This window comes from Pseudomonas sp. LBUM1647, assembly GCF_059716175.1.
The window spans coordinates 4068819-4087237 of sequence record NZ_CP166809.1 but is presented as its reverse complement, the minus strand read 5'-3'; the positions used below and the strand labels follow the sequence as shown (position 1 = coordinate 4087237).

At 58.1% G+C, this 18419-nt stretch carries 11 protein-coding genes; 6 read left to right on the top strand and 5 right to left on the bottom strand.

The genetic code is table 11. The features are described 5' to 3' along the window. Positions 1-2 precede the first annotated feature (2 nt). Positions 3-1421, bottom strand: coding sequence for a sensor histidine kinase efflux regulator BaeS (baeS, locus tag ACA059_RS18495; protein WP_497630444.1), 1419 nt, complete (start codon positions 1419-1421; stop codon positions 3-5). Between the two features lie 113 nt (positions 1422-1534). Between baeS and ACA059_RS18490 the strand changes: the two genes are divergently transcribed. The 3 genes from ACA059_RS18490 to ACA059_RS18480 are packed head-to-tail and all read left to right on the top strand — an operon-like array spanning position 1535 to position 7271. Continuing rightward, the gene (locus tag ACA059_RS18490) at positions 1535-2731 is read left to right on the top strand and encodes an efflux RND transporter periplasmic adaptor subunit (RefSeq protein ID WP_497630443.1); all 1197 of its coding nucleotides are present in this window, start codon (positions 1535-1537) and stop codon (positions 2729-2731) included. A 2-nt stretch (positions 2732-2733) separates the two neighbouring features. After that, positions 2734-5880 (top strand): efflux RND transporter permease subunit, encoded by a 3147-nt coding sequence (locus tag ACA059_RS18485; protein WP_497630442.1) that lies wholly within the window; start codon positions 2734-2736, stop codon positions 5878-5880. Continuing rightward, entirely contained in the window at positions 5877-7271 is a 1395-nt protein-coding gene (locus ACA059_RS18480; protein ID WP_497630441.1) for an efflux transporter outer membrane subunit, read from the top strand. Before ACA059_RS18485 ends, ACA059_RS18480 begins: the two co-directional genes overlap by 4 nt. An 881-nt stretch (positions 7272-8152) precedes the next feature. On the opposite strand, the gene ACA059_RS18475 is transcribed toward ACA059_RS18480, so the two are convergent. From ACA059_RS18475 to ACA059_RS18460, 4 genes are all read right to left on the bottom strand, one after another. Beyond that, positions 8153-9442, bottom strand: a complete 1290-nt coding sequence (locus ACA059_RS18475; RefSeq protein WP_497630440.1) for an OprD family porin — start codon at positions 9440-9442, stop codon at positions 8153-8155. A gap of 99 nt (positions 9443-9541) precedes the next feature. After that, positions 9542-10801: a metal-dependent hydrolase family protein gene (locus ACA059_RS18470; protein WP_497630439.1), complete on the bottom strand. Its 1260-nt coding sequence runs from the start codon at positions 10799-10801 to the stop codon at positions 9542-9544. After that, a complete protein-coding gene (locus tag ACA059_RS18465; RefSeq protein ID WP_497630438.1) occupies positions 10801-12123 on the bottom strand; it encodes an MFS transporter in 1323 nt (440 codons plus the stop codon). The genes ACA059_RS18470 and ACA059_RS18465 overlap by 1 nt, the downstream gene beginning before the upstream one ends. 163 nt (positions 12124-12286) lie before the next feature. Continuing rightward, a complete protein-coding gene (locus ACA059_RS18460; RefSeq protein WP_497630437.1) occupies positions 12287-13186 on the bottom strand; it encodes a LysR substrate-binding domain-containing protein in 900 nt (299 codons plus the stop codon). 371 nt (positions 13187-13557) lie between these two features. Between ACA059_RS18460 and ACA059_RS18455 the strand changes: the two genes are divergently transcribed. The 3 genes from ACA059_RS18455 to ACA059_RS18445 all read left to right on the top strand — a co-directional run bounded on the left by ACA059_RS18455 (position 13558) and on the right by ACA059_RS18445 (position 18278). After that, positions 13558-13923, top strand: a complete 366-nt coding sequence (locus tag ACA059_RS18455) for an avidin-fold protein (RefSeq protein ID WP_497630436.1) — start codon at positions 13558-13560, stop codon at positions 13921-13923. Between the two features lie 718 nt (positions 13924-14641). Then, positions 14642-14950 (top strand): hypothetical protein, encoded by a 309-nt coding sequence (locus ACA059_RS18450; protein WP_123366410.1) that lies wholly within the window; start codon positions 14642-14644, stop codon positions 14948-14950. A gap of 661 nt (positions 14951-15611) precedes the next feature. Further along, positions 15612-18278: a helix-turn-helix transcriptional regulator gene (locus ACA059_RS18445; protein ID WP_497630435.1), complete on the top strand. Its 2667-nt coding sequence runs from the start codon at positions 15612-15614 to the stop codon at positions 18276-18278. Positions 18279-18419: the final 141 nt, after the last annotated feature.

Below are 18419 nucleotides of genomic sequence, written 5' to 3'. Positions count from 1 at the left end.
GTTCAGGCATTCCGTGGCAGGCGCAGGGTCAGCCAGAGGCCACCCAAGGGAGAGTGGTCGGCCGTCAGGCTGCCGCCGTGGGCCAGGGCGATGCTATGACAGATTGCCAATCCGAGGCCGGCCCCGCCACTGGCGCGATTGCGTGAGGCTTCGCCGCGGTAGAAACGCTCAAACAGCCGGGGCAATTGTTGCGCTTCAACGCCGGGGCCGGAATCGAGGAATTCGATGCGCACGTCGTCGCCCTCGATGGCAGCGCTGATGCGCAGTACACCGCCCGGATCGGTATAACGCACAGCGTTTTCCAGCAGGTTGCCGAACAGTTGTTGCAGGCGCTTGGGATCGGCTTCCAACCGCAGCGGTTGCGCCGGCAGATCCAGCTCCAGACGCAGCTGCGCAGCGTTGCAGCGTTCTTGAAACATGGCCGCGCTGCTTTCTAGCAGCTCGTTGAGCACGCATTCGCTCTTGCGATAGTTCAGTGCGCCGACGTCCGCCAGGGATAGCTCGTACAGGTCGTCCACCAGTTTGCTCAGCATGCCGACTTCGCCCTGTAGCGACTTCATCGAGGTCTGATCGAGGGTGCGCACGCCGTCCTCGATGGCCTCCAGTTCACCGCGCAATACCGACAGCGGGGTGCGCAGTTCGTGGGAGACATCAGCCATGAATTCCCGACGCATCTGCTCGTTGCGTTCCAGCGTGTACGCAAGCTGGTTGAAGTCGCGAGCCAGTTGGCCTACTTCGTCGTTGGACGACACGGTCACTCGATTGCTGTACTCCCCGGCGGCCAGTCGGTGAGTCGCAGCGGCGACCCGTTTGACCGGGTCGAGCAGGGTGCGGGCGATCCACCAGGCGATCAGCATTGCCAGCAACAACGAAACCACACCCATCGCCAGACTGGCACGCCATTGATAATGCTGAAACCGTTCGCCCCCTGCTTCCGTCACGCTCTGAAACGGGGTGACTGCCAGCCAGCCGACGGTTTTGCCGGCCACTTCGATCGGGCGCAGCAAGGCGTCATCACCAATCGCTGGGTAACCGGTCACTCGTTTTTTTTGCTGATCCAGCAAGGCTATACGGAACAACGCGCCCGTCAGATCAGAGGGTGATGGAATCCTCAGCTCGTGGAACACATCGTCATCCTTAGGCTCCGGCCGCATGATCTCGAACCAGCGATCCGGCTGGTGACGCAGGAACTCCCAGCTGCCCTCACGCTCGTAGGCACTGGCCAGGCGCGGCAGAACCGGGGCCATGCGCTCCAGGGCCTGTTCATTGAGGTAGCCGAGAAACCCCCGGCCAAAACTCCAACTGGTGGCCAGGCCCATGCTCAGGATGACAAACAGCACGCTGGTCAGGACCGCAACAAACAGTTTGGTGGAGATACTCAGTTTCATGGGCTCGGGCAGGTCGGTGAATGGCCCGGTCATTTAGGCCCTGACGCGACGAAGATTCAAGCTCGGCGGGCAATCTTCAATTTTCCTGCACATTTGCCTCGCAGTATGGCGCATGGCTCAAGCCACCCCGTCTTGCAGAGGCAGATATGTCGACCAAACTTTTCGCCAAATCCCTGGTAACCGCCGCCGTTATTCTTTCGTTGTTCGTTCTATTCGTATTGAGCGGGTGCTCCGCCGGCGAGTCCGCGCCTGTCGCTGTCGCACCCAAGGTTTCGGTGATCACTGTGCAACCGCAGAGTCAGGCGCTGACCACTGAGCTGGCTGGGCGCACCCAGGCATTCATGGTCGCCGAGATCCGTCCGCAGGTCGGCGGTATTGTCCAGCAGCGCTTGTTTGTCGAAGGTGCCGAGGTCAAGGCTGGACAGGCGCTGTATCAGCTGGATGCGGCCCCTTATAAGGCAGCATTGGCTGAAGCGCAGGCGACCGTGGCCAAGGCCCGCGCCACCCTGAAGTCAGCCCAGGCCACCGCCAAACGCAATGTCGAATTGGCGAAGATTGATGCCATTAGCCAGCAGGATAACGAGGACGCTCAGGCCAGCCTGCTGACCGCCGAGGCTGAACTGCAAGTAGCGCAGGCCGGTGTGGATACAGCGCGCATCAACCTGGCGTATACCCGCATCAGCTCGCCCGTCGGCGGGCGCATTGAAACCTCGACCGTCACCCCCGGCGCGCTCGTCGTGGCCAATCAGGACAGCGCACTGACCACGGTGCAGCAGTTGGACCCGATTTACGTTGACGTCACGCAATCGACCACTGAACTGCTGCGCCTCAAGCGCGATCTGGCCAGCGGTGCATTGCAAGGCAACGGTGAGGGCGAAGCGCGGATCAGCCTCAAACTCGACGACGGCAGTACCTATAACCACGAAGGTCGCTTGAAATTCAGCGGGGTCAGTGTCAACCAAGGCACCGGCACCGTGACCCTGCGTGCCGAGTTCGACAACCCGGAGCATCTGCTGCTGCCGGGTATGTATGTGCGGGCGGTGCTGGAGCAGGCCTGGAATGATCAGGCGATTCTGATTCCACAACAGGCCGTGAGCCGCAGCGCCAGCGGCGTGACCTCGGTGTTGCTGGTGGTCAACGGCAAGGTCGAGCAGCGCGTGCTGACCATCGACCGCGCCGTGGGCAACCAGTGGTGGGTCACCGCAGGCCTGAAGGCGGGTGATCAGGTGATCGTGGAAGGCGGACAGAAAGTCCGCGTCGGCACCGCGGTGTTGGCGCAAAACACCAACACTCGGGGGCGGACGCTGCACGCCGCCCCGACTGCCATTGCGCAGGAGGGTTGAGCATGGCGCGCTTCTTCATTGATCGACCGATTTTTGCCTGGGTCATCGCCATCGTCATCATGCTCGCCGGCGCGTTATCGATCAGCCAGCTGCCCCTGGAACAGTACCCGGACATCGCGCCGCCGACGGTGCGGATATCCGCCACCTACACCGGTGCCTCGGCCAAGACCGTGGAAGATTCGGTGACTCAGGTGATCGAGCAGCAGATGACTGGTCTGGACAACCTGACCTATATGTCCGCCTCCAGCAGTTCGGCGGGCAGCGCCAGTATCAACCTGACGTTCGACGCCGGGACCGATCCCGACGTGGCGCAGATGCAGGTGCAGAACAAGCTGCAACAAGTCGAGTCGAGACTGCCGCAGTCGGTGCAAAGCGAAGGCCTGACCGTGACCAAGGGCGGCTCGGACTTCCTGATGATTGCCGCCCTGGCCTCCGACAACCCGAGTGTCACCGGCACCCAGATCGGTGACTACATTTCCAGCACCTTGCTCGATTCCATCAGCCGTATCGACGGTGTCGGCGATGTGCAGACATTGGGCTCAGGCTATGCCATGCGCATCTGGCTGGATCCGGCCCTGCTGGAAAAATATGCGCTGATGCCCTCGGACATCAGCAGCGCCCTGGAGGCGCAAAACACTGAAGTCTCCGCCGGCCAGCTCGGTGCGTTGCCGGCGGTGAAGGGGCAGCAGTTGAACGCCACGATCAGTGCCCGCAGCAAGCTGCAAACCGCGGAAGAATTTCGCAATGTCGTGGTCAAGTCTTCAAGTGACGGTGCTGTGGTCTTGCTCGGCGATGTCGCGACGATTGAGCTGGGCAGTGAAAGCTATGACGTGAACTCGGCCCTCAACGGCAAGCCCGCTGCCGCCATGGGCGTACAGCTCGCTGCGGGCGCCAATGCCCTGAAAGTTGGCGAAGCGGTGAAGGCCAAACTCAAGGAACTGGAGCCGTTTTACCCGACGGAAATGCAGCTGAAAAACGTCATTGCCTACGACACCACGCCCTTTGTCAGCCTGTCCATCGAAGAGGTGGTCAAGTCCTTGGGCGAGGCCATTGTGCTGGTGGTGCTGATCATGTTCCTGTTCCTGCAAAACCTGCGGGCCACGCTGATTCCGGCGATCACTGTGCCGGTGGTGCTGTTGGGCACGTTCGGCGTGCTGGCGCTGTTCGGCTACTCGATTAACACCCTGACCATGTTCGCCATGGTGCTGGCGATCGGCTTGTTGGTGGACGACGCGATCGTGGTGGTGGAGAACGTCGAGCGGGTGATGGGCGAGCAGGGGCTGTCCGCCCTGGCCGCCACGCGCCAGTCGATGGATGAAATCACCAGCGCGCTGATCGGCATCGCCCTGGTGCTGAGCGCAGTGTTTATTCCCATGGCGTTTTTTGGTGGCTCCACGGGGATCATCTACCGGCAGTTTTCGGTGACCATCGTCTCGGCCATGGTGCTCTCGGTGCTGGTGGCGATGACGCTGACGCCGGCGTTGTGCGCGACCTTGCTCAAGCCGTCCGATGCCCAGGGCCATGGTCCTCAAGGCGGGTTCTTCGGCTGGTTCAACCGCACCTTCGAGCACGGCGCCGAGGCCTATAAAGGGCTGGTGGGCGGTATTTTGCAGCGTGGGCGCCGCAGTCTGCTGGTGTATGGGTTGGTGGTGCTGGCCATGGCGGCGGGTTACGCCAGCCTGCCGACCTCGTTCCTGCCGGACGAAGACCAGGGGATTCTCATGGCTCAGGTGCAGTTGCCGGTGGGCGCCACGGACAGTCGCACTCAAGCGGTGATGAAGCAGTTCGAGAGCTACATGCTCGAACAACCGGAAGTCGAGGCGCTGATCAGCATCACCGGCCTGGGCATGGGCGGTAACAGTCAGAACACCGCCCGCGCCTTTATCCGGCTCAAGGACTGGAGCGAGCGGTTGGGGGCAGGGCAGGATGCGGCGTCCCTCGCCCAGCGGGCGACCCAGGCGCTGGCGAGCATCGGCGATGCCAATGTGTTTGTCATGCAACCACCGGCCGTGCGCGGCCTGGGGCAGAGTTCCGGTTTTGACCTGCAGCTCAAGGATCTCGGTGGCCTGGGCCACGACGCCCTGGTGGCGGCGCGGGAGCAGTTCATTGCGTTGGCGCAAAAAGATCCGCGCCTATTGGGTGTGCGCAGCAATGGTCTGGACGATACGCCGCAGCTCAAGGTCAGTATCGACGATCGCAAGGCCGGCGCCTTGAGCCTGAGCACCAGCGATATCAACGCCACCTTGTCCACCGCCCTGGGCGGGAGTTACGTCAACGATTTTCTCAATCAGGGCCGGGTCAAGAAGGTTTACGTTCAGGGCCAGGCGTCGGCGCGCATGCAGGCAGCGGATCTGGATCATTGGTTTGTGCGCAACAGCAACGATGAGATGGTGCCGTTTTCCTCCTTCGCCAGCAGCTCGTGGAGTTATGGCTCGCCGTTGCTGGAACGCTATAACGGCAGCGCTTCTTTGGAGGTCGTTGGCGATCCGGCGCCGGGCGTGAGTTCCGGAGTGGCGATGGACGCGGTGGAAGCGATCATCAAGCCATTGCCGGAAGGCATCGGTTACGAGTGGACCGGGCAGTCGTATCAGCTGCGCCTGTCCGGTTCCCAGGCCCCGCTGTTGTACGGGATCTCGGTGCTGTTCGTGTTCCTCTGCCTGGCCGCTCTTTACGAGAGTTGGTCGGTGCCATTCTCGGTGATGCTGGTGGTGCCATTGGGTGTGGTCGGCGCGGTATTGGCGACCCGATTCACGGGCTTGAGCAATGACGTGTACTTCCAGGTGGGGTTGTTGACCACCGTGGGACTGGCGGCCAAGAACGCGATTCTGATCGTTGAGTTCGCCAAGCATCTGCAAGAACAAGGCAACAGCTTGCGGGAGGCGACGCTCATCGCCGTGCGCCAACGCCTGCGGCCCATTCTCATGACGTCCCTGGCGTTCATGTTCGGCGTGCTGCCACTGGCGTTGAGTTCCGGTGCCGGCTCGGCCGGGCGCCAGGCCATCGGCACTGGCGTGCTGGGTGGCATGTTCAGCGCCACGGTGCTGGGGATCTTCTTTGTACCGCTGTTCTTCGTGCAGATCCGCCGCCGTTTTGGCCGCGTTTCCATGGCTTCGACCTCCGCCCAATCCGTCCAGACAGGTGACGCATGATCAAGTTTCACTGGCCACTGCTGGCCGTTCTGGCCCTCGGCGGCTGTGTCAATCTGGCGCCTCAGTATGAGCGTCCTGAAGCGCCCGTCGCCGAGCAATGGCTGCCGGCAGCCAGCACGCCCAAGGGGCTGGTGGCAGCCGACATCGAGTGGCAGCAGTTTTTCACCGACAGTCGCCTGGCACGCTTGCAGTCCCTGGCCCTGACCAACAATCGCGACCTGCGCCTGGCCAGTCTGAACATTGAAAAGGCTCAGGCTCAATACCGCATCCAGCGAGCAGCGGCCTTGCCCTCCATCGATGCCGGCGTCAGCGGCACTCACAGCCGTACGCCCGGTTCGTTGTCCAGCAGTGGCACGACGGCCACCAGTCATGACTACAGCACGCAACTGGGGTTGAGCAGTTATGAGCTGGATGTGTTCGGGCGGGTACAGAACCTCCAGGACGAAGCGCTGGAAGCCTATCTGGCACTGACCGAAACCCGGCGCAGCACGCAGATCAGCCTGGTGGCCGAAGTGGCCACGGCCTGGCTGACTCTGGCGGCGGACAACGAACTGTTACAGCTGGCTCAGGAGACCCTGCGCAGTCAGCAGGCGACCTACGAATTGACCCAGCGCAGTCACGCGTTGGGCGGTTCTTCCGGCCTGGCTCTGGCGCAGGCGCAAACCACCGTGGAGTCGGCGCGGGGCGACGCGGCGGTCTATGAAAGCCAGATTCTCCAGGACCGCAATGCCTTGCGCCTGCTGGTCGGCAGCGACGTTCCCGATGAGCTGCTACCGGGCGCGAGCCTGCAATCGGCTGCGCTGCTGGTTCAGGTGCCGTCTGAACTTCCGTCCAGCCTGTTGCAGCGCCGCCCGGATGTCCTGGCCGCCGAACATACGCTCAAGTCGGCCAATATCGACATCGGTGCGGCCCGCGCGGCGTTCTTTCCAAGCATCACCCTGACGGCCAATGCCGGTTCCGCGAGTTCGGCGTTGTCCGGTCTGTTCAAATCCGGCAGCGGCGCCTGGACGTTTGCCCCGAGCGTCAGCCTGCCGATCTTCGATGCCGGCAGTAACCGTGCAACGCTGGACGCGGCCAAGGTCGAGCACGAAATACAGGTGCAGACCTATCAACAAACCTTGCAGACAGCCTTCAAGGAAGTGGCTGACGCGTTGGCGGTGCGTAGCACCCTGGATCAACGCCTGGCGGCGCAGCAAGCGCTGACCGACGCCAGCCGCAAAAGCTTCGAACTGGCCGACGCGCTTTACCGCGGCGGCTCGCAAAGCTATCTCGAAGCCCTGGACGCCCAGCGTTCGCTGTACAGCGCACAGCAGGACCTGATCACCCTGCGTCTGGCCGAACAGAGCAATCGGGTGAGCTTGTACAAAGTATTGGGTGGCGGCTGGAATTAACCGTCGATGTTAACCATGGTAAAAGAGTCGGGCATTTCTCGGAGTCTTGGTGCGGCACTGTCGTTTCCCGCTCCATACGCAAAAACGCCGCTCATTTGAGCGGCGTTTTCGTTTGTACGTAATTTTTTTGGCTTGCTGAGGACGAGATCAAGATAGTTACTTTTGTCTCGGCGCTTCCTGCAGGAGCTGAGTCTTAATGGGTACTTCAGGAGAGTGTAGCGGCAAGAGAGCATTCGAAAAACTAGCCACTGGTCGAAAATCAATGCTTCATCCAGGGTGTGGGCTGAAGTGTGGGCTGGTAGGTATTTCCAAAAGCCAGAAACGACAAAGCCCTGAATAATCAGGGCTTTGTCGTATAAAGATGGCGGAGGCGATGGGATTCGAACTCATGGACCTGTTACAGTCGACGGTTTTCAAGTCCAAAGATTAATCGTTATATTTCAATAGCTTAAGTTATATTCGTTTCCGCTAGGCAGTATTCATTAATGCTCTGGAGGCCTTTGAAATCAAGGGGTGGGAACTTATTTGCGGAAACGAATTTGGCCGGTTATTTGGCGTTCTGGGTGGCTCATGATCGCCCTAAGTTTCATAGCTGCAATCGAGAGACTGCGCTTGATGGAAAGCGACTTCCATCTGAAGTGGGATTTTGCAGCCAACCTGGTCAGTCGTGACAGGCAGGAAACGGCCAAAAGCGGTCTATCGCGAAGGGCGGCAATCGACCCAATATAGATAGACCGTCCCACCTTCACCGATGCTGGTAACGGTTGAAGGGAAGCTGTCAGCAAAGTGGAACTGCACCTGAAGACTACGAATAAATCGACCCACAGGCATGACTGGTTCGCTATAGATTTAAGTCAATAGTTGAGCGTGCCGACCGATGTTTACCAAAGAGGTAGGGAATAGCTTACCGTCATCCGGTTTTGGTCGACATCGCCTCCTATGTCGCTGCGCAAACTGGAGTTGCGCCACGCAACACCAACGCCTTTGAACCCCCCACTTTGCACGACATAACCGACAATAAAGTCACGCTCCCATTCTTCGGCACCGCGTATCTGTTTGATTTGATCACCCTTGAGGTACGCGAGGTTGGCGGTCAGGCCTGGCATGCCGAGTGATGCGAAGTCATAGCCGTACTGGCCCAGGACCGTGCGTTCACCCGCATAATTGAAGCTTGCCGTCATGCGGTCGGTAATCAAGTACAGCGAAGTGCCGCCCGCGTCCTTATCAACCAAACTGCCTTGGTTGAGTTGGACAAAGTTGCTGTTGTCCGAGACCTCCTGATAGCCGAGGCTAAAAGCATGGCCGCCCACGCCATAGGTAAACATCGAACTCCAGGTATTGTTGTCAATCTCCCCGTCGCCGTTCTTTGTGAAGCCCGAAGTTCTGTAACCGGGAGTACCCATGGCGTTCGCCCCATCGCCACGTGTCCTGAACCAGCGCAAATCGGTTTTGAGTGACTGCCCACTGTCAAATTTCAGGTTGTGCATGGCGCCGAGGAAGTTTTGGTTGTAATAGTCTTCCAGATTGGCGAAATAGTACTGTAGCAACACGTTGTCGAATGGGGTGTAGTTCCCTCCGACAAAGCGGAATTTATTGCTCTGGCGTGTACCGCCTGCGACTGCGAGGCCGGTGCTATCACTAGACATCCGGCCGGTAGCATGCTCGATCTGCCCGGCCGTAAGGGTAAGGTTGTCAATATCCTTTGATGTAACCATGGCGCCTTCAAAGAGCTGCGGCATAAGCCGGCCATCGTTGGCGGTGATCACTGGCAAAGACGGTAGAAGCGTTCCGACACGAGCTTCGGTTTTGGCAAAGAGCAGTTTGCCGGTTAAGCCCCCACGGCTGAAGTCGTCGACCGCTTCGCCATCTTGTTTACGGGGAAAGAGAGCGCCAGGGCCGGAAGCATCGAGCTTGACTGCATAGGTGCCAATGACATCCAGCCCCAGGCCAATGGTGCCTGCTGTGAAGCCAGACTTTACGTTGAGTACGAATGCCTGCCCCCATTCATCGACGGTAGCCTTATGTGTATCACGGGTGTCGCTGTTGTAATAAAAGTTTCTCAGGTCGAGAGTTGCCTTGCTGTCCTCAATGAAACCGGCGCCATTCGCAGTTCCCAACAATGAGCCGAGCACAGCCGTACCCAAAGCAAAACTCTGTAGTTGCTTTTTCATTAACTGATTTCCTGAATGCACTGAGTTCTGTAGCAGCTCACAATGGCTGCGATATTGTTGGCATCCGTTGCATGGGGGGAGCCCCCAGGTTCGCAACTACTACGTAAGTGTGTTTTTCTTAATACTGCCGTCCTGGATAATCATCACCAGGTTTTCACCCTGACCGATCAGGCAATCGATATCCGTAAGCGGATTGCCGTTGACTACCAGCAAGTCGGCCAGCGCTCCTGGGGCGATACAGCCCAGTTCCCCTTCGCGTTGTAATATCTGTGCAGCCACGGTTGTGGCGCTTCGCAAGGCGGCAAGATTGCCCAGGATTTCGGCGCGTATTTTCAGTTCATGCGTTTGGTACTCATGCATCTCACCCAGCAAGTCGGAGCCATAACCCATCGGCACGTTCGCTTCGGCGAAAAGCCGCAAAGCATTGCGCCCGGCCAGGCGCACTTCTTCGATCTTGGCGACAGACTCTTGCGCCAATCCGAAGCGTGCACCGTGCTCCGCCAGCATTTCGTAAGTGACTTGAGTCGGTACTGCGAAGGCGTTTCGCTCCGCCATCAGGCGGGCGGTGTCAGCGTCAACCAGATTGCCGTGTTCGATGGTCCGTACGCCGCATTCAATGGCGCGTCGAATCGCACGGGGAGTGTAGGCATGAGCCATTACATAGGTGTTGGCGGCTTCAGCTTCATCGACGATTGCGCGGATTTCTGCCTCACTGTATTGCGTATTGGCGATGGGGTCCGTGGGAGAAGCCACGCCGCCAGACGCCATGATCTTGATCTGGCTGGCCCCTTGCTGAAGCTCTTCGCGAACAGCCAGGCGGACGTTGTCGACACCGTCCACAATCCGTGCGATGGCTCCGGCCCGGAAGCAGCACGAGCAGGGTTCGTTAAGCAGTAACGAGCCCCGAGCGCGCATGTCGCCGTGACCACCCGTCTGCGATAGCGCCTTGCCTGAAGCGAAAATCCGCGGCCCGGGAACCAGTCCAAGCTCGATTGAGCGGGCAAGTGCCCAATCGGCGCCTCCGGCATCACGCACGGTGGTGAAGCCTCGGCCAAGCATCGCCTCGAGAATCGGCAGGGCTCGGTACATGATGATGGCATTCGGTTGTAGTGCATTGAGGCCCAGATTAGCGTTGGACGCCAGCACATGTACGTGACAATCGATCATGCCAGGCATGAGGGTCTTGCCGTTCAGGTCATAGGTTTGTACGCCAGCCTCGGGCACCCTGCTTTGGGGGCGTACAGCGATAATCCGATCGCCCTCGATCAGCACTTCCTGGCCGGCAATCAATCGGCCTTGCTGCAAGTCGAGTAGTTGGCCGTTGCGCAGAATCAAGCGGTTAGAAGTATGAGTATTCACTAGTAAGCTCCCGTCAGGGTAGAGCGCAATGCAGGCTCATGGTCGCGGTATAGCATCGCGCCGATACTGCTGATGAGCGCCGCAAACATGATGTAGAAGGCCGGTGAGACATTTGAGCCCGTATGGGCGATCAGCCAGGTGATGGTGAAGGTCGCAAAGCCGCCAAAGATCGTCACTGCGACGTTGTATGCCACCGAAAGTCCTGTTGAAAGCACGTGGGTCGGAAGCAATTCTCCGAAGGCTGCGAGTATCGAACCGATGTAACCGGCGATTAGCACGCCGAGTACTAACTCGAACACCAGTAACGAAATCAGCCCAGGCATCTGGTTGATGTAGACAAACATCGGATACACCGTGACGAAGATGGCCAAGGCCGACCACAGCAGCCACGGACGACGGCCATACCGGTCTGCCAGCGCGCCGACGATCGGAGTGACGATAATCAACACTGCGCCTCCCATCATTCCGGCACAAAACCCCATCCAGGAAGGCAGCTGCAGCACTCGTGTGGAGTACGACGGAATGTAAAACAGAATGGCGTAGGTACAGACAGTCCAAAGCACCACGAGCGAAAAGCTGATCAAGGTCTGGCGCGGGTACGTGCGCAATACCTCACGCAGAGGAGAATCGACAGGCTTGGATTCGTTGTAGGCGGGAGTTTCCTCAATCCGGCTGCGGATGTAGAACCCGATTGGACCGATCAAGGTGCCAATGATAAACGGTACGCGCCAACCCCAACTTTCCAGTTGTGCCTGCGTCAGGTAGCTCGACAGCGCTGCGCCCAGCGCAGAGCCGAGCAGCACCGCGACACCGATGCTCGCCTGAATCCAGCTGGAGTAGTATGCCTTGCGGCCGGCGGGTGCATGCTCGATCAAGAAGGCCGTGGCACTCCCCATCTCGCCACCGGCAGAAAAGCCCTGTAGTAATCGCGCCAACACGATCATTATGGGGGCCATGAGGCCAATCTGCGCATAGCTGGGGGTTATCGCGATGATCAGTGTGCCGAGAGCCATCAGCAGGATGGTCAGAGACAAGGCGGCTTTGCGCCCGTGCTTGTCACCGTAAACACCGATGACAATGCCGCCAACAGGGCGCATGAAAAATCCGACGCCGAATGTGGCCAGGGCAATCAGGTAAGAAGTGAGTTCGTTATCGGTGGGGAAGAATACCTTAGCGATAATGACCGAAAAAAAACTGTAAACGGTGAAGTCAAACCACTCCAGACCGTTGCCGATTACGGTGGCAACAATGGCGCGACGCGCCTGTTTGTTGTGTGTAGTCGATGTGTTTATTTTTATAGTGTTCACGAATGGCTCCTGCATGCATCACGCGCAGGGATTGACCCTGCAGTATTGGAGGAGAGTCGATATAGGTGTGGATCAATCGAGTCTCGTGCCCTTTGATTGAGAATAAAGGGAGCCTCAAAAGACGGAAAACGCTTATTACGCAGGTTTGCATGCGCCAGGCGCATGCAAACGTTAAGGGCTAAGTTGCAATTGTGCTCATCATCCACTTCTCGAACGCGCGCGCAGCGCGGCTGGGAACCTGTCCCTGGGGATTGAGCAGGTAATAACCGCCACCGGCTGCACCCGCATGCACGTTGCACGCAGGAACCAGCGCGCCGGAGCGCAGATGACGGTCGATCATCGGGCGCCAGCCTAATACGATCCCATGTCCGGCAATGGCCAAATCCACCAATACCGGATAGTGGTTGACGCTCATGCGCTGGCGGATCAGCGACGCATCAACACCGTAGTAACTAAACCAGTCAGCCCAGGAAAGCCATTGGCGCTGCCCGTCTTCCAGCATCAACAAACGGTGCTCAGTCAACTGCTCCGGTTCCAGTACTTCGCCCTTGAGAAAATCCGGCGAGCAATAGGCCCCCACGGATTCGACGAACAGTAACCGGCTGTCGAACCCTGGCGGTGATGGCTTGCGCAGGAAATACAGAGCCAAGTCGAATTCGGCACGAACAAGTGAATCCAGACCGTCTACAACACGTAACCGAATCTCCACTGAGGGGAATTCATCAGAGTAACGACCCAGTAAAGGCCCGAGCCACAAAGCAGCCACACCACTTGAGCTGGCCAAGGTCAACTCCTGCTCTCCGGTGTGGGTAATGACCTGTGCTGTTGCTTCTGCGCAATGCGTCAGTACTCGGAGCACCTCCTCAGCATAAATCTGACCTGCCACGGTCAAATGAATACGCTTGTGCTCTCGCCGAAACAGCGCACGACCAAGAAACTCCTCCAGTTGCGCAACTTGCCGACTTATCGCGCTTTGTGTCAGATGAAGCTCGGCCGCGGCGCGAGTGAAGCTGCCGTGTCGTACGGTGGCTTCGAATGCGATTAGGTTTTGCAGCGGGGGAAGAGGTTCTATACGCATGGTACGTCCGAGATGTATCGCAGGATGGAGGCTTCGATGGGGCCACAGAGGTCGAAGCGTAAGCCAATGCTACAAGCTTACGGACGTACTGGCGCTGTAACTTTTACGAACTCTAAATCCCATGCATCGTTGAATTGAACTACCGCGATTTTGGATTGGAAATGTGAGATCACTCCCAAGATGCGGACGCTTCGAAGGTCCATTATTGGCCGATAGCTGCTCTACACGAAGGGCAGGTATGGGTCGTTTTCTGCCCGTCGCGAGAGGCAGAAAACGACCCTTAGCGGACTTTCAGATGGAACACTCTACGCAGCCTGGTTTAAGGTGGGCGTAGACAGGAATGGATTTCTCACTGGAAGGACACAACACTTATGGAAAACGCTTTTTCCCTAATCAACGAGCGTTTGAACAATCGCCGATTCACTGTAGCGAACAACACCAAAGGTCTATCAGGTGCTGGCACGATATTTCATTACTTTGTTGAGGACGGTGCAATTACCAGCCGCTACAAAGGCGGACGGATCCGTATAGGAAACCAGGTTGGTCGCGTCACAGGCCCCGATACCATTGAACTTCTCTACCACTGTTTAACTTCGGATGGTGAGCTTCTTGCTGGTTGGTCGCGCGGCACGGTGGGGGCTGATCCAACTGGGCGCACGACTCTTCACTTCGTTTGGGGTTGGTTGTCCGGTGCGACTGGAAGTGGCGAGTCTAATTACGTCGAGCTTGTCGAGTAGCTCAACGGTTTTAATTACATTGGCAGACACTCATCGACTGGCTGCGAGGAGCGGTCCATGGACTGCTCATCCGCGCTCGTGCGGCCAGTGAACCACAATCGTTAAGATGAAAGGATAGACCGTCGGGACTTCAGCTTTGAGTGTCCGCTTCTGGCCGTTCTCTGCCGGTCGTCATTCCCACGTGCGCTGGTCAAGTCGGCTGCAAATGACTGGTCAGTTGTGATGCAGATGGGGGGCAAGTCCGTGCAACTCCAAAAGCCCAGCCGCCCGCTGGGCTTTTTGCTGCCCGCTCATCTGCTCAGTCGCACACTTTTCACCTGCCAAATTCAAACTATTACGGCCCAGAAAAGCTGGACCTCATTGGTGAGGTGGGTATGTCTACCGATTCGAGTTTTCAAAACCAAACACAAGGTTCTGTTCCATCCAAGCCTGAGCCAGGTTCAGATGAGCCGACGCTAGATCCAGACGATCCGAACAAATACGATCCGTTGAAAAATCCAAGCGATGATCGTCCAGAAGACTGGAAGGATCCTGGTGAGAGGACTACCCCAGAGGCGGATGAACAGACACCGCTTTCAGACGATAGGAGATAGGAGAGAAAGCCCGGCTAGTGAGCCGGGTTTTTCTTCTCCGTTCGTCCACTGCGCTGCACTTGTAACGCTTTGCCGTTTCTCATGTTCAAGCACGGACATCCCGCGCATCAGTACGGAGGTTCAGCATGGACATTGACGAGAACGCACCTGGCAACAAATCACAGCAGCCCGAAACGCGCACGACGGACAACGAAACCGGCCATGACCCCAAGAGGGACGAGCCCGAAGTTCCGCTGCCTCCAGATGACGAGGCTCCTGTCGACGAAGACATGACTGACGTGGATGCAAATAACTCGGTGTCGAGTGAGCATCCAGAAGCTGGACAGAGCGGTCGAGTCGATAACCCTGACGCCGACCCACAGATGGACGATCAGGACGAAAACGATAAGGAAGCTCGCGGTATGCCTGCGAGTGACCCTGAATCAGGTGCCTGAATTAGTTCGGATGATTTCCGATGCCCGCTCAACGCGGGCTTTTTTACGCCTCGAGTTTACCTGTAGCCAGGGCAGCCCTTGGGAAGGCCTGGACGTCGATGGCCGGATAGTGCGACGTACGGAATCAACACCGGCAGCCCCCGCACCCTGACCTCACATGCTTTCGGAGTGGTGCGAGACGGGATCAGCGAGACCGATGCAATAGGGCGTCGGCGCCGTGAACGTCTTCGGCAGACAGCGGGATTTAGAGCAGTGAATAGCCGCTGGGTTCGTACACGCGTCTAATGCCTGCTTTTGGCCGATAGCCGCCAGTCCTGAAAGGCGGCTATCTCATAATTCCTAGCTAAAGCTCGACTTTTGAAGGTCTTTGATACTTTTTTAGATTGATAATGAATTAGTTTACCCCCCCGTGAATGGGGGGGGAAGCGTGTGGTGATCTGAGAGAATGCCAATTGACAGTCAATCGATTTAGCGACGCAAGTACAGGTTGCGATACTGGACACACACAGTTGCAGGTCTTGCTGAACAGGTTTTGAATGCCCGGAGGGACTTATCACGCTGTGCGTCCTGGTGAGTCGACGTGGCTCATCCTAAGGTATAGAACAGACACCGCCGACTCCCAGGCTTCGACAGCTATCGATTTGCAACGAGGTCCTCAAAAATGGATCCCATAGAGCCTGAGTTAATTCTCAAAACGACACCACCGCGCAGCCAGAAAACTGCGCAGGTTCGTAGTCGCCTGTGCATTGACTCCCCGGAACTCGCGGAAAAGGTCGTCATCGCTGTCCAGGCTCCGGCGGGCTTCGGCAAAACCTTCCTGTTGACTCAATGGCGCCGCGAATGCCTGTCTCTTGGGGCGGTGGTGGCCTGGCTCACACTCGATGCTCACGATGATGCTGAGCGTTTTGTCAACGGATTGGCAGCCGCCATGGCCATTGGCAGTGGACGTTCATCTTTCGCGCGCTCTGCCGAACGCATTCCTGGAAAGGGAAGCGACGAACTGGAAGGGCTGACTCAATGGTTGGCGGAAGTGGCTGACCTGGGCAGCGAAACCGTGCTGATACTGGATGAAGCAGACACCCTGCTCGAAGTCACCGTCCGTCATTCGTTGACCTATCTGTTGCACAACGCCCCGGCTAATTTGCGCATCATGATGGCCTCTCGCGGACGCTTGAATCTGCAAGTGGCTGATCTCATGGCGAGCGGCCGTTACGCCACGATCACCACACCCGCACTGCGTCTGGCGGTAGAAGAAACCGTTGGAATACTCAACTCCCGTTTTGGTGCGCTGATCGATACCGATCTCTGTGTACGCCTGCATGAGATCACCGAGGGTTGGCCACTGGGCTTGCAGTTGGCGATTTCCGCGATGGAAAAAAGCCAGAGCTTGCGTGCTGCCATTGAAGAACTGTCGACTTGTTCCGGTGATATCCAGCGCTATTTCGTCGACAGTCTCATTGCTCATCTGCCGGATGAACAGGTTCAGTTTCTTGTAAGCATTGCGTTTCTGGAGACGGTTCAACCTTCTCTGTGCATGGCACTTACGGATAACCCTCGGGCGGATGGACTGCTCAAGGTGTTGTGTGTTTCGACGCCAATTTTCGTCGAGGGTGTCGACAGTGACTGGGTACGTTTTCATCCGTTGGCGCGCGAGTTTCTTCATGGTCGTTTTGCCAGTCTGCCCCTGGAACAGCGTCAGGGATTTCACGAACGGGCGGCGATGTGGCTGGAGCAAAGCGGCTTTCTGGAACAGGCTGCCCGGCAATACCTGTTAGCCGGCCTTTCAAAGCCTGCCTTCATCATGATCGAAGCCTGCCTCTACGATGTCATGTTACGGGGGCAGTTCAGTCGAGTACTGGAATGGATCAAGGAGCTTGAGCCTGCGGATGTTTTATCTCGTCCGGGTATATGTCTAGCCGCGGCCTGGGCGTTGGCCATGGGTGAGCGTCAGGCTGAAGCGGCGCAATTGATTGCCAGCATTGAGCAGCACCCGTCTGCCGATGAGGCCACACGCTGCGAAGCCGCGGCCATTGCCACTGCCGCTGCTTACTTTGCCGACCGTCCGGACGAATCGCTGGCGCTCATCACGCCTTGGGTCGATCGGCTGCCTTCGTTCTCAATCAAGTTGCAAGCCATTGTGGCCAATCAGATTGCGCGGCTGGCCTTGTTTCAGGGGCAGCCGGAAAAAGCCCGGCGTATCTTTCAGCGTGCACCGCATTACGCTTGGACGCCGGGACTGGATGCCATTCGCGGCTTTGGTGAATGGGTGGTCGGTCTGACGTACCTGTCCGAAGGGCGAATGGTGCCGGCAGAGGCCGCGTTGCGCGACAGCCTGTTGCGCGCGGAACGGGACATTGGTCGTCGCAGCCCGATGACCGTCATGTTGGCCTGCAGTCTCGCCACCGTATTGTTGGAGCGAGGAGAGCTTCAAGAAGCCGGCACTGTAATGGCGAACAGACTGGATATGGTGGAACGCCTAGCTTCGCCGCACGCAATTGTGCTCGGCTTTCTCACGGCCGCGCGTCTGGCCGAGCTAAAAGGGCAGGGGCATCGAGGGCAGGACATTCTGGAGGCTTTATTCTCCCTCGGTGAAGAGCGAAGTATCCCTCGGTTCTGCATTGCTTCGCTGGGCGAGCAGATTCGTCTGCACGCGTTGCAGGGGCGGATCGATACCTGCAACGCGTTATGGCGACGGCTGGACGATGTCGTTCCACTCATTGCCCGTGAAAATCAAGGTTTGCTGGGGCCGGAGCTGGCCCTGCTGGTTGGGTTGGCCAACAGCTATGTGTTGTTGGTGAAAAAAGATTGGCCGGCGTTGTTGCTGGCACTGGGAAGCGTGAACCAGACCGCCGAGCACTTGCGGCGCGGTCGGGAAATTGTCCAGATCAAGCTGCTCCGGGCGTTGGCACTCGACGCGTTGGGAGAAGATGGCACTGCCTGTTTATTGGAGGCCGTCAGCCTGGCGCAGGAGTATGAATTGCAGCGAGTCGTGCAGGACACGCATCCCGATCTCGTCAAATGGGTGCAAAAGCTTCAGCACCAAACGCTCGTGCCGAAAGGCTCTTCGCTTCTGGTTGCCCCTGTTTCGCGAGTGGAGTCGGCGACGTCAAGCGTTTCGCCCAGTCGACTGTTGACCCCCAAGGAGCGTGAGGTGCTGCAATTGCTGGCGCGCAATCTGTCGAACAAACAAATCGCCCTGGCCTTGAATGTCGGCGAGGAAACGGTGAAGTGGCACCTGAAAAACCTGTTTGGAAAATTCCAGGCCGGTACCCGCAAGCATGTCGTCGCTCGAGCATACATGCTGGGCATTCTCGAAACGGCGAGCTGATTCCCGACCACCCCGCGCTGTATGCCAATCCTGATCCGCCCGGATCATTCCTCGACTCCCCCATCCTGATTCCAATACCCCCTGACGATGGGGGGGTGACGGCTATGGGCACGCAATAGTCTGGACCCAAGAAGAGCTGCC